Annotated in this window: 9 protein-coding genes and 1 tRNA gene; 3 read left to right on the top strand and 7 right to left on the bottom strand. The window is 68.1% G+C overall.

Annotated elements, in window-relative coordinates:
* Window positions 1–179: 179 nt before the first annotated feature.
* A complete protein-coding gene (locus JOE30_RS17625) occupies window positions 180–920 on the top strand; it encodes a GAF and ANTAR domain-containing protein (RefSeq protein WP_204868256.1) in 741 nt (246 codons plus the stop codon).
* A 3-nt stretch (window positions 921–923) separates the two neighbouring features.
* Here JOE30_RS17625 and JOE30_RS17620 read toward each other — a convergent pair whose 3' ends face one another.
* Together JOE30_RS17620 and JOE30_RS17615 are read right to left on the bottom strand one after the other, a co-directional pair.
* Window positions 924–3,188: an EAL domain-containing protein gene (locus tag JOE30_RS17620; protein WP_204868253.1), complete on the bottom strand. Its 2,265-nt coding sequence runs from the start codon at window positions 3,186–3,188 to the stop codon at window positions 924–926.
* A 279-nt stretch (window positions 3,189–3,467) separates the two neighbouring features.
* Window positions 3,468–3,541, bottom strand: a tRNA-Ile gene (locus JOE30_RS17615).
* Window positions 3,542–3,608: 67 nt separating this feature from the next.
* Here JOE30_RS17615 and JOE30_RS17610 point away from each other — a divergent pair.
* Window positions 3,609–3,755, top strand: a complete 147-nt coding sequence (locus JOE30_RS17610) for a hypothetical protein (protein WP_204870858.1) — start codon at window positions 3,609–3,611, stop codon at window positions 3,753–3,755.
* A 3-nt stretch (window positions 3,756–3,758) separates the two neighbouring features.
* Here JOE30_RS17610 and JOE30_RS17605 read toward each other — a convergent pair whose 3' ends face one another.
* The 4 genes from JOE30_RS17605 to JOE30_RS17590 form a co-directional block, all read right to left on the bottom strand.
* Window positions 3,759–5,588, bottom strand: a complete 1,830-nt coding sequence (locus tag JOE30_RS17605; protein ID WP_239532405.1) for a bifunctional diguanylate cyclase/phosphodiesterase — start codon at window positions 5,586–5,588, stop codon at window positions 3,759–3,761.
* A 73-nt stretch (window positions 5,589–5,661) separates the two neighbouring features.
* The gene (locus JOE30_RS17600) at window positions 5,662–7,782 is read right to left on the bottom strand and encodes an Rv1355c family protein (protein ID WP_204868251.1); all 2,121 of its coding nucleotides are present in this window, start codon (window positions 7,780–7,782) and stop codon (window positions 5,662–5,664) included.
* Between the two features lie 21 nt (window positions 7,783–7,803).
* Entirely contained in the window at window positions 7,804–8,526 is a 723-nt protein-coding gene (locus tag JOE30_RS17595; protein WP_204868250.1) for a hypothetical protein, read from the bottom strand.
* Between the two features lie 69 nt (window positions 8,527–8,595).
* Complete coding sequence (locus JOE30_RS17590; protein ID WP_204868249.1) at window positions 8,596–9,003, bottom strand: PAS domain-containing protein; 408 nt, start codon at window positions 9,001–9,003, stop codon at window positions 8,596–8,598.
* Window positions 9,004–9,245: 242 nt separating this feature from the next.
* Between JOE30_RS17590 and JOE30_RS17585 the strand changes: the two genes are divergently transcribed.
* On the top strand, window positions 9,246–11,090 hold the full coding sequence (locus JOE30_RS17585) for a bifunctional diguanylate cyclase/phosphodiesterase (protein WP_204868248.1): 1,845 nt from the start codon (window positions 9,246–9,248) through the stop codon (window positions 11,088–11,090).
* Here JOE30_RS17585 and JOE30_RS17580 read toward each other — a convergent pair.
* Window positions 11,009–13,249: a molybdopterin-dependent oxidoreductase gene (locus JOE30_RS17580; protein ID WP_204868246.1), complete on the bottom strand. Its 2,241-nt coding sequence runs from the start codon at window positions 13,247–13,249 to the stop codon at window positions 11,009–11,011. The two genes, JOE30_RS17585 and JOE30_RS17580, sit on opposite strands and share 82 nt — an antisense overlap.
* Between the last annotated feature and the right edge of the window lie 24 nt (window positions 13,250–13,273).

Below are 13,273 nucleotides of genomic sequence, written 5' to 3'. Positions count from 1 at the left end.
GGACGCGCGGACATCTTCGATGGGAAGCTCCCACAGGCGTGCCTGGTCTGCATGCCGTCCGGGGAACTACCCGAGGGCCGACGAACCGAAACGCCGACCGCACCTCAGACTACGCACGGACCGACGGAGTGTGCCGAACACGCCTCGGTGGATCGGCGGTCGTGTGATCGAATGGTGCAATGGACACGGAAGGGCGGGCCGAAGGTGGCCTGACACCCGAACGCCTCGGTGAGATCGTCAGCTCGCTGGGTCGACGCATCGAGGACACGGACGAGCTCGGCGAGTTGCTGCAGCGATCGGTGGACCTCGCGCACGACATCATCAGAGGCGCCGACAGTTGCGGCGTGACAATCGATTACGACGGCACCACGTACACGGCGGTCTACACGGACAGCACCACCCTCGCGGTGGACGAGATGCAGTACGAGACCGGCGAGGGCCCGTGCCTCGAGGCGTCCCGTACCGACACCACGATCGTCGTCGACTGCGACAGCACCGATCAGCGGTGGCCGGAGTTCGCAGCCGCGGCGCGCACCGAGGGCGTGCACTCGTTCCTCGCCTCGCCCATCAGGACTCTCGACGGTGTGATCGGCTCGTTCAACCTGTACGGCTCGTCGCCCGACGCCTTCGACGACATGGACGCCGACATCCTGGAAAGCCTCACCACCACGGTGGGTCGGGCCATCGGCGAGCATGCTCGCTACACCGACGCCACCACCACGGTGAGCGGACTACGCGACGCCATGGCGCGACGTGCCCCCATCGAGCAGGCCAAGGGCATTCTGATGGCGATGCGCGGTCTCGACGCAGATGCGGCGTTCGACGTGCTCTCGCGTGAGGCGCAGCGGCGGAACGTGCGAGTCCGCGAGGTGGCCGCCGACTTCGTGCGCGACGCCACCAGGACCGATCCGGCCGGCTGACGATCAGCCGGCGCGTCGCTCCAGCAGCATCGAGGTGACCTCGTTCGCGCTGGCCGGGTGGGCGAGCCAGAAGCCCTGGGCCAGATCGCAACCACTGTCCCGCAGTCGGTCGAACTGGGCCTGTGACTCGACACCCTCGCCGACGACGGCGACGTCGAACGCGTGTGCCAGGGACACGATGGCGGACACGATGGCCTCGGGCTGCTTGCCCGGCATGGCCTGGATGTACGTCTGATCGATCTTGAACGCCTCGATGACGGGATACCGGCTGAGGTAGGTGACGGAGCTGTGGCCACTGCCCAGATCGTCCAGGAGGATGGACACGCCCATCTCGTGCAGTTCGGTGAGAGCGTCCCGCACCTGCGCCGTGTCCGCGAGCCACACCGTCTCGGTGATCTCCAGGCCGAGTCGGCCCACCGGCAGACCGGAACTGGCGAGGATGCGGGCGACGCTGGCCACGAACTCGGGCTGGCGAAGCTGCAGGGCACTGACGTTGACCCGCACGCCGACGTCGGAGATGGCCTGCCACTCCGCCGCCTGCACGCACGCGGTGTGCAGAGCCCACAGGCCGAGGGTGTTGATCTGGCCCGTCCGCTCGGCGATCCGGACGAAGGTCTCCGGGCTCACCGAGCCGAGAGTGGGGTGCTGCCACCGAGCGAGCGCCTCCACCGCGGTGATGCGGCCGGTCGCGATGTCGAAGATGGGCTGGTAGGCGAGCGTCAGGATCTGGCTGTCGAGCGCGGACCGGAGATCGGCCGACAGAGCCAACTGGTTGCGGCGGTGCTCACGATCGTCGGTGTCGAACACTGCGACGTTGCCGCGCCCGGTGTCCTTCGCGCGATACATCGCCACGTCGGCGCGGCGGATGAGCTCGTTGCCGGGCACGGTGTCGTCCGCCAGCGCGACGCCGATGCTCGCGGTGATGCGCAGCTCGTTGCCGTCGACGACGATGGCTGCCCGGACGGCGTCCGCGTAGGCCTGCGCCACGGCGATCGACTCCTCCGGACCGGAGATGTTCTCGCAGACCGCGACGAACTCGTCGCCGCCCAGGCGCGCCACGGTGTCGCCGGGACGCGATGCCCGGGTCAGGCGGTTGCCGATGGACACCAGAGCCGAGTCGCCCGCCTCGTGTCCCAGCCCGTCGTTGATGGACTTGAAGTCGTCGAGGTCGATGAGCATGACGGCCGTCGTGGTGGCCTTCGCGACGCCCCGCTCGACGGCGGACTCGATCCGGTCGTACGCCAGCGCGCGATTGGGGAGACCCGTCAGTGGGTCGCGGAGGCTGCGGTAGCGCAGTTCGCTCTCGACGCCGACACGATGCACCGCCGCCGACACGACGTCGGACACCGTGTCGAGGGCGCCGGTGTCGAGCATCGGATTGTCCGAGACCAGAACCGGCGGCCCCGCAGTCGAGATGTCGATGATCGGCACGGACGACCCGGTGGCGGAGGAGAGATAGCGCGAATCGACGCCGAGGACGGTCAACACACCCCACGGCTGGCCGGTGCCGTCGATCGGCACCGCGACCGCGTTCTCCACACCACCCGCGACCAGTGCGGCGACGTCGAACCTGGACTCGTGCGCGTCCCCGGACCACACGATCCGGGTGGCCGATCGACTGGCGAACGCCGTGATCGAGGACGGGCCGGTGGCGCACAGATCGTGCGGTGCGTCGTCTCCCGTGGCGGCGACGATCTCGAGAGTGGCCGGCAGGTCGTGCGCGCGGGTGATGACGGCGCACCGCGCCCCGTACAACGTCACCACGGCGTCGGTGGCCGCCGACAGAAGATCGTCGAGCCGGCCGCGGAGAGCGAGCCTGCTCAGCTCGGCGACGACCCGCTGCTCGGACGCCCGGAAGGTCGACGCGTCCAGAGCCTTCTGCAGGAGATGGTCGTCGGCATTCTGTGCAGAGGCGTCGCGATGGATCGAGACGACCAGGGACGAATCGTCGTCGTGGCCGCGTACCGCGAATGCTGAGGTGGACACCGCGAGCCTTTCTCCTGTGAGGTGATGCACCAGTTCTGTTCGGCCGAGCCACGTTCCGTGGAGCTGGACAGCCGACAGGATGTCCGCGAGCGTCGTGGGGGGAGTGGGGACGACGACGGCGTCCACGGTCGGATCGTCCGGCGGCCCGTGCTCACCGCCGTCGAGGCCCAGAGTCCTCGACGCCTCGGGATTCGCGTGGACGATCCGCCCGTCGGACGTGGACACGAGCACCACGTCGGGGGAATGGTCGAACACCGTCGCGAGACCGAGTCGCGAGGACATGAAGGCCTCCGACAGTGTCGGGCGCGGGTCTGATCCATCCTCGTCGGGCATCATCGTCGTTCCTCACGGCTCTGCCGTCGGTCCTGCCTTTCTCGTCACCGTTCGGAGTCGACGAACAGACGGGTAGCCGGGTCGATCGCTTCGAAACAAACCTAGAGTTCAAAATATAGCAGACGAACAGCCGAAACGACGGTGTGTGCGTGTCGGGACGACTGGGTCCCGGTGAGGGGGGCGCCCGGGGCCTGACGGCCGAGGTGCGGGAAAGCGGAAAGGTCCGAGTGGGGCGGGCGGGGCTCGAACCCGCGACCAATGGATTATGAGTCCACGGCTCTAACCGACTGAGCTACCGCCCCCGGCGCTGACGCGCGCTCACGATACCTGGGCAGGATTATCGACGGCGGCCGCGGGTACGCGTGCCGCATGACCGAACCGAACGGCGACTCGCCCGTGTCCGACCGACCCTCGACCTCCTCGGAGAGGCCCTACGACTCCTCGCGTGACCCCGACGCCGATCCGTCGGAACTGGACGACGCGGCCGGAACGCAGCCCGACCAGGCGGAGGGCTGACGCTCAGCTCGGTGTGAGAGTTCCGATTCGCAGCATCTCGAGGACGACGTCGGCGGGCTGGGGACGTGCGTAGAGGTAACCCTGAGCACGCGTGCACCCCAGTTCCAGCAACACGGCACGGGCGTCGACGTCCTCGAGTCCCTCCGCGATGAGGTCGAGGTCGTAGGCCCGAGCGAGGGCGGTGACGGCCTCGACGATCGCGCGGTCGTCCCGACTGGTCGCGAGGTGGGTGACGAACTCGCGATCGATCTTCACGGCGTCGACCGGCAACGTCTTGAGGTGCGAGAGCGAGCTGTACCCCGTGCCGAAGTCGTCGATGGCCACGCGGACCCCGAGTGCACGGATGTCGCGCAGAGCCCGTGCTGCCAGGACGATGTCGTGGACCACCGCCACCTCGGTGATCTCGATGCACAGGTACTGCGGTTCGAGGGAATAGCGGGACAGTGCCTCTCGTACGGTGTGCACGAAGTCCAGCGAGACCAGTTGAGCCGGTGACACGTTGACTCGGAGTGCGATGTCGAGCGTTCCCAACGTCGAGCGCCACGACGCGTACGTTCTGCACGCGGTGTGGAGAACCCACCGCCCGAGGTCGGTGGCCAGGTTGACGGCCTCGGCGATGGCGATGAACTCGACCGGCGGCAGCATGCCCCGCGTGGGATGCTGCCACCGCACCAGGGCCTCGACCGCGGTGATGCGGTCGGTCGTGAGGTCGATCTCGGGCTGGAAATGGAGGAGCAGGGACTCGCCCTCGATCGCCGCACGCAGATGCAACTCGATGTCGTTCTGCAACTCGTTGCGTTCGCGGATCTCGGAGCTGAACAGCGAGACCTGATTGCCCCCGGCCGTCTTGGCCGCCAGCGCAGCCTGGTCGGCGTCCGCGATCACCGAGTCGACCGTGCCGCTGCCGGGGATGCCCAGTGCGACACCGATACTGGCGGTCCGTGAGACGTACTCGCCCGCCATGTCGACCCGTGCGGTGACCACGGTGAGGATGCGGCAGGCCTCGGCGTACGCGTCGTCCTCGGTCATCGGACCGGGAAGGACGACCACGAACTCGTCGCCGCCCCATCGTGCGAGGAGTGTGTCCGCGTCCGAATGCCGCTGCAGCCGTGCACCGACCGTCCGGAGGAACGTGTCGCCGGCCGAGTGCCCCAGGAAATCGTTCAGGGCCTTGAGACGATCGAGGTCGAAGTAGAGCACCGCGAATGCGTCACCGCCCCCGGCGAGTCGAGCGGACAGCAGATCCGAGACACCCCGCCGGTTGAGCAACCCCGTCAACGCGTCGTGCGTGGCTGCCCACCGCAGGTGCTCCTCGGCGTCGATCCGAGCCTGCAGTTGGGAGAAGAGGGTGGCGATCGCTTTCATCGCCTCGACCTCCTCGTCGGACCACTCGCGGTCGCCCGACGCGACCAGGCCCAGGGTTCCGGTCGTCGTGTCGCGCGTGACGAGCGGGACCGACGCCATCGAGATGCTCGTGTATCCCGAGGCACTCTCGACCCGCCGGCGATAGTCCTCCATCGCGGGATCGGGGCGGAACAGCAGCGGTTCCTTGAGGTGCTCCGTCGCGGCGAACACGGGGTCGGCGTCCCGAAAGGTGACGGTTCCCAGTGGATCGGGATCGGGCACATCGGTACGAGCCGGCCACTCCGCCACCATGACTGTTGCACGGCGTTGCGCGTCGTGATGCCGGAGATAGGCGGCATCCACATCGAAATAGTCGACGAGATTCTCGAGGACCTTCTCGTACCCAGCACTCACCGTGGCGGCGTTGACGCCGATCAGGTGGGTCGCCACACGGGTCACCAACACGTCGAAGCTCGGACGGCGCTCCAACGTCGGGTCTCCTCGCGTGGCCTCGGAGCGCTGGACTGCACTCGTTCAGCCGACTGTACCGCGAAGAGTGCCGTCAGCGAGGTCGACGCCGACTTCGAACGGCGGGAATTGCGCAGTGAGACAGTCGTAATACAAGGCCGACCGGTTTGTCTCGCGGCTGACCAGCGGTATCGAGGAAGCGGTGACGCAGCGCGCGAAGCCGCTCGGCGTAACGCGGAGACAGAGCGTCGAATTCGCGATCCTCCGAGGCGTAGAGGAACACGGGTGACACGGGATGGACTGCCAGACCGTGCAACTCGGCCGTGATCCACGCGCGCTCGATCGCACTGCCCGCGACGACGTGATCGCGTCCGGTGGTGCCCGGCGCGAACACGACGAGCACCGCGGACGTGGTCGCCATCCGATCGCGTGTGTCGTCGCCCAACGCCGTGCCGGTGTCCCAGTCCGCGAGGAGAGCCATCACGTCGGGTCGTCGGGCCACGTCGAGCTTGACCAGGTCGGTGGCGTCCAGGGCCAGAGTGGCGACATCGATACCGGTGTCCGGGTCGTCGTCTCCGGGCCACCGCAATTCGGACATCATCTCGGCGTGCAGCGTGCTGGTGAGGTAGCGGAGTCTGTCCGATTCCGCCAGGATCTCGCCGATCTCGGACAGCGCCGCCCGATCCGTGATCACGACCGCTGAGCCGTCCTCCGCCGCAGCCGCCGCGCGGAGGTCGCGCACGACCTCGTCGGACAGCGCTGTCGGCGTGCCCGGGTGACGGTTCGTCGAACGCCGCATCATGGCCTCGTGAAGGGGAGCGAGGGCAGTGTCCGGCGCCGGCGCCGGCGCCGGCGCCAGTGTCAGGTCGACGCGTACGCCCCCGGCGCTCTCGTCGACGACGGTCGGCACCGCCGTGAGTCCGGCGTGGGCCGCGGCGACCCGAGCATTGAACACGGCGGCGCCCACGGCGATTCGGCTCCCGCGGTAGGCGACATCGAGACCCGTAGTGCGCAGAGGATCGAGGGAGATCGTGACGACGTCGTCGGACGCGTTCAGGATCCACGGCTGAACGTTCCCGCCGGACGGTGCGCGCCGTGCGGCCTCCACCATCGAGTCCACGACCGAGGAGGTCGGTGCCGTGGGCGTCGTCGTCGGTGCGGGCCGGGCGGTGGCGTCCTGGTGGCTCTCGGCCGTTCCGAGGGTGTCGAGCGCGCCGTCGACGTCGATACGGGTGCGCCCGGACGGCATCGGGTGCCCCAGCACGATGCGCCGCACCACCGCTGCGACCGTCGCGCCTCCCAGTGCGACGTCGCTCCCGAGCTGCGGCCACGTCGAGATCGTGCGGTCGACTTCGACCATGGACGCGGCGAACCGCGCGGACACCTCGGATGCACCGAGGATCGACATCACGTGGGGGGCCTTGTCGCGCGTGCTGAGACCGGCGAGGGCGCCCGACGAGAGAGTGCCGACGGTGCCGTGAAATATCGGACGATCGGGCTCGAGATCGAACCGTTCCACGTCGAGAAGTCCGCGATCGCTGGTCTCCATGATCACCGGGATGCGATGCCGCTTGGCGGCTTCACGCAGCAGGACCTTCACATCGAGGGAATCGCATTCTTCGACGACGATGTCGAGGCCGTCCAGGAAGTCGTCGACCGTGTCGGCGGTGATGCCGCGTGCTTCGACGCGCACGGTGAGGTACGGGTCCAACTCGGCGATGCGCCGGGAGACGATGTCGGTCTTGCTCTCGCCCAGGTCCAGAACGGTCGACGGGATCCGGTTCAGGTTGGAGAGTTCCAACTCGTCGAAGTCGGCGACCCGCAGCTCGCCGCACAGTCCCTCGAGGGCCAGGGTGTGCGCGACCGCGTGCCCCACGCTGAGACCCACGACGCCGATCGTCGCCGCGCCGAACCGGTCCTGTTCCTCGGCGGTGATCTTGTTGCGGTTGCGGTCGAGCCGGAGCCGCCGGAAACCGCGAGGTCCGAGGACGCGGACGAGCGTGCGGCGCCACGGATAGTGCACCCAGCGAGGGGATTCGTCCAGAATGTCGGCGTCGGGCCGGGGGACCAGAGCGGACAGTCCCCGTGCCTGGGCGTCGAGTGTGTCGAGAACGACGGTCACCCCGTCGCCGATCAGTGACTCGATGACGGCGCGGTCGTTCTCCGAGTGTGGATCGAGAACGACTGCAGCAGAGCCTGTCAGCGCATCGGTCACGAGTCGCTCCTTCTGTCGGGCCTACGTCTCACCCGTGGACCAGGTGTGGACCAGTTGCGCTGCCGCGTCGTCGATCCGTCGAGCGTGATGAGCGTGTGCGGTCTCTCGAAAAGTGTGCAGATCCCACCAGAGGGCCCGCGTGCTGTAGCGGTCGTCCGGATACGGGGTGGGGTCGATCGTATCGGCCACCACGGCCCCCGACTTCTGCCACATCGACACGGCATGGTCCGCAGCGGTGGAGAGAGCGAAACGCACCCCGAGCAACGAGCACGCCAGCGGCCCTGCGTGCGCGATCATGTCGACGAGACGTCTGTCGCGTGGCGCTGCACGATCCACCCAGCCCGATTTGAGCTCGATGACACCCTCGCGCAGGCGTTCGGTGACTGCGTCACGCAAGACAGTCCGCGCCAACGGGTTACGTCGCCACTCCAGGTCGGCGTGCGTCTGGCGGGCGTGTTCGTACGGACCCTGGACTCGGATGCCGGCGAGCATGCGCCCGGACGCATCCAGGGCGCACAGGAAGATGGTCGTGTTCCGCCCGTCGCGGATGGTGTCGTACTCGAGGGCGACGGACACGTCGTGCCGCTCGTAACTGATGCGCGCGCCTTCGAGGTAGCGGTGCCACAGATCCGGACGGGAGGTGGGGGAGGTGGCGACCACGGTGCACTCGAACACGGGATCGTCGTAGTACCCGAAGGCGTGCGTGGGGCGTGTGTGCGTGGTCGAGAGTGGCGGGGCCGTCATCGTCTGGCACTCCTGTACTCGGGATCGTCACTGTCCGGGGTTCAGTTGTCGTGCCTCCGGCTCGGCGAGTCAGGCCGCGGGGGCGACCGGTGTCGACTCGACGAGCAGGTACCGACGATCCCCGACCTGCACCCGGGAGAGTTCGAGATCCACCTCGACGGACCCACCGTTTTTGCAGACCAGCCGCAGGCGAGCGTCGGCCGAGCCGTCGAGGGCGGCATACGCCCGCGCGGTCGCATCGGCGAGGGCCTCGGTGTCCGCGGGGTGAAGCACCGCGGACGATCCGAGCAGCCCGAGCTCACCCGAGTCGTAGCCGAGCAGATCGGTGCACGCGGAGTTGTAGAACATGAGAGCGCCGGAGCCGTCGTGCACGGTCGTCGCGCGGTCGGACCGTACGACTCGGTGGTAGAGGGACGAGAGGTCAGGGGCAGCGGTGACCGAGCTCGCTGACGTATTCATCGATACCAGGTCCGACATGGGTTCGATAGTGGCACAGTGGCTTACGGTTCTGCCACGGTGCAACTGCGGCAAAACCGGTAAAAGGTCGGTTTTTATGTGTGATGTCATGAGTTGCAGGTCACTGCATTTTCGGATCAGATAGTGATCAGAATGCGCGGAAGATGCCTCGAGCTGCGAGTACGACACGCTGCATCGACCGGGCGGGGTGGTGACGGCCGTGCGGGGGGCATCGGGCCGTTCAGGGGATTTCAGGAGAAGTCATGGATGGGATGGAAGGTCGGACGAGTGTCCGGCGGCCCCTCAACACGCTCGTGTCCGAGTTGGCGACGCGGTTGCTCGGTGCCGACGCCGCGAACGTCGTCGAGGCGTACCGGGCGCTGCTGCGAGACCTGTCCACCGATTTCGGGATGGACACGTGCTTCCTCCGGCACAACGACGAGCGCATCGACGCGTCGATTCTCGTCGCGGAGTGGCCCCCGCGGCACGTCGTGCCCGACCCGGATCCGTTGGGTGTGGTGTATTTCGACAGAGCCGATCCGGTCTTCGCCCGGTCGCGCAGCCAGACCGAGGTCGAGATCTACAGGCCGAGCGATCAGCCCGAGAACTACCGCGAACGGGTCAAGGACGGATCAGGGGTTCCGGCGACCACGATGGTCGCCGTACCCCTGGTCGGTGACAGCCGCACCCTGGGCGTCCTGGGGTTCGTCCGTTTCGCCGATCGCGAGTGGACCGCGGACGAGCTCGAGGCCGTCACCGCGGTGGGAGCGATGCTCGCCCAGGTGCAGCGGCGCGTGGCCGCGGAGAACGAACTGCGTCACACCGCGATGATCGACGAACTGACGGGGCTGATGAACCGTCACGGGCTGACCGAGCTGCTCGACGGGCGCGCCGGAGACGGCACCGCGGTGGGCGTGCTGTTCGTGGACATCGACCGGCTGGCGGCTCTCAACGACTTCCTCGGCCATCGCATGGGTGACGAGTTCCTGCGCACCGTTGCGGACCGCATCCGCCGCCGACTGCCGGACGAGGACGTGGTGGCGAGGCTCGGTGGAGACGAGTTCGTCGTCGTCCTCGGCGGTGTGCCCACGGCCGAGGACGGTGCGGAACGTGCGGAGATGGTCCGGTCGGTGGTCGCCGAGCCGATGGTGGTGGTGGACGACAGGGTGACCCGCACCGCGAGTATCGGCGTGGCCGTGGGAACCGCGGATCCGTCGGAGATGCTGCGCCGGGCGGATCAGGCGGCGCTGCACGTGAAGTCGTCGGGTGGCAACGGCGTCGTCCTCTACTCGGACGAGATCGCGGCGACCAACGACCTGCGGACCGACGTGGAGCTGACGCTGGGCCACGCCATCTCGCACGACCGGCTGGTGCTGCACTTCCAGCCCGAGGTGGACCTGCGTTCCGGTGAGATCACCGCGGTGGAGGCTCTCGTCCGCTGGCCGCATCCGACCCGCGGGATGCTCGGGCCCGACGTGTTCGTGCCGATCGCCGACGCGGCGAACCTCGCCCCGGAACTCGGGCGCTGGGTCATCGATGCGGCGTGCCGGGCGTATGTGAGCTGGCGGGACGCCACGGGTCGCACCGATCTGGTTCTGCGCGTGAACATCTCACCGGTTCACCTCGCCGTGCGCGATTTCGCGCAGGAGGTGGCGGACATCCTGCGGACCCGCGGGATCGATCCGGCCTGCTTCTGCCTGGAACTGTCCGAGGTCGCGGTGGTGGACTCGGTGGCGCGATCGGGCGCCGCTCTGACCTCCCTGCGCGAGAGGGGAATCAGGACGGCCATCGACCACTTCGGCGTCGGCTACTCGTCGCTGCTGCATCTCAAGAGGCTGCCGCTCGACGTGCTCAAGATCGACAGACACTTCACCGACGGACTCGGTGTGGACGGCGACGATCGTGCGCTCGTCTCGGTCATGATCGGACTTGCTCGATCACTCCGGCTCGACGTCGTCGCCAACGGAGTCGAAACGTCCACGGCGGCGCGCACCCTGGTCGAGCTGGGCTGCCATCGCGCTCAGGGTCACGCCATCTGCCCGCCCGTCGACGAACCGACTCTCCGCTCGCTGCTCGTCGACGGGACACGCCTGCTCGACGTGTCCTGATCGGCGGTCCCGACGGGCCGGAGTGTCACCGGTACACCGTTGAGGACGGCATTGCCCGCGACCCCCTCGACGCGATCCGGATCCGTGAGGTCGTTGACGCTCGGTCCGCGGACGTCGCGGGCCACCGTGAGTCGCACGCCGTCGCGGTCATGACCGAAACCGTGCGGGATGCTCACGACGCCCGGCATCACGGAGTCGCTCGCCGTCACCTCGATGCGCACGGAGCCCGCGGCGGACACGACCTCGACGGTGTCCCCGTCCGAGATGCCGAGACGGTCGAGATCGGCGGGATGTGCCAGCAGACCGTGGCGCGGCTTGCCCTTCACGAGACGCGGCGCGTTGTGCATCCACGAGTTGTTGCTGCGCACGTGGCGCCGCCCGATCAGGAGCAGTTCGCCGTCCGCACGCGGCGTCGCGGCGAGCAGCGCGTTCCGCAGCCTGTCGATGTCCGGGGTGATCACGTCGTGCATCAGAGCGACACGCCGATCGCGGGTGAGCAGCTTGCCCGGCAGGCCGGGACGCAGCGGACCGAGGTCGGTGCCGTGCGGGTTCTTCCGAAGTGTCCGCAGAGTGACCCCGCGGGCGCGCAGCAGCAGGAGTTCGACCGTTCGGGCGGGGGACAGCCGAGTGCGCACCTCACGGACGACGGCCGCGGCGTTCACCCGACCCAGGGTCCGCGCACGCGGTCCGCGGCGGCGGACGGCGGCGTAGCGCAGACTCAGATCGCGGAAGATCTCCCAGTCGTGGCGCGCCTCGGCCTCTTTCGGCAGGACGGCCGGATTGAACTTGGCAGTGTTCCGCACCGCGAACGTCGAGAAGATGAGGTCGTAGTGGTCCCGCTCGAGGGCCACCGTGGACGGCAGGATGATGTCGGCATGGCGTGAGGTCTCGTTGACGTAGATGTCGAAGGACACCATGAAGTCGAGCCCGGCGAACGCCTCGTCGAGTCGGGGACCGCCCGGCATCGACAGCACCGGGTTGCCCGATGCCACCACCATGGCGCGGACGCGCCCTGGCCCGTCGGTGTTCATCTCGTCCACCAGGGTGGACGCCGGGAGCTCGCCGCTGAACTCGGGCAGATCCCGCACCCGGCTGCGCCACTTGTCGAAATGACCGCGGCCGGTGATCTTGTTCGCGATCAGGTCGACGGCCGGATCGGTGAACAGCACGCCGCCGACCCGGTCGAGGTTGCCGGTCAGGATGTTCAGGACGTGCACGGCCCACTGGCACACGGTGCCGAACTCCTGGGTGGAGACACCCATCCGGCCGTAGACCGCGGCCGATCCGGCGCTCGTGAGATCACGTGCGAGCGTGCGGATCACGTCGGCGTCGATACCGGTGAGCGGTGCCACCGCCTCGGGAGTGAACGCCGCCACCGCCTCGGTCACACCCTCGACCCCGTCGACGTACGGGGCGGGGGTCGCGGCACCGTCGGCCAGGACGACGTGAACGAGTGCCAGCAGCAGATGAGCATCCGTGCCCGGACGGATGAAGTGGTGGGTGTCGGCGACGTCCGCCGTCTCGGTGCGCCTCGGGTCGATCACCACCATGCGCCCGCCCCGTGCACGCAGTTCCTTCACCCGCTTACCGAAATCGGGCACCGTCATCATGGATCCGTTCGACGCCATCGGGTTGGCACCCAGGACGAGAAAGAAGTCGGTGTTGTCGATGTCGGCGATCGGCTGACGGAGCTGATGACCGTAGAACAGCATGTTGGTGAGCTGGTGCGGCAACTGGTCCAGTGAGGTCGCGGAGTACCGGTTGCGGGTGCGCAGCATCGACAGGAACGGGATGCCGTGGGTCATGGCGCCGAGACTGTGCACGTTGGGGTTGCCCGCGTAGACACCCACGGCGTCGGCGCCGTGCTCGTCACGGATGGCGGACAGGCGTCGGGCCACGAGGTCCACCGCCTCGTCCCACCCGATCTCGCGCCACCCCGTCTCGGTGCGCTGCAGCGGTCGGCGTACGCGGTCGGGATCGTTGAGGATGTCGACGAGCGCCGTCGCCTTGGGGCAGATGTGTCCACGGGACAACGGATCCTTCTTGTCTCCGCGGACGGACTGCACACCCTCGTCGGTCACCGTGTACTCGAGTCCGCACATGGCCTCGCAGAGGGTGCAGGTGCCGTGGGCGGTGCGCGTGGTTCCAGCCGAGGTCATTCCACGCACGCTAGTCGCGTGTAC

The organism is Rhodococcus sp. PvP016 (genome assembly GCF_017832185.1).
In the GTDB taxonomy this organism is placed as follows: domain Bacteria; phylum Actinomycetota; class Actinomycetes; order Mycobacteriales; family Mycobacteriaceae; genus Rhodococcoides.
The sequence above is the reverse complement of the archived record's forward strand: the minus strand, read 5'-3'. Positions and strand labels throughout refer to the sequence as shown.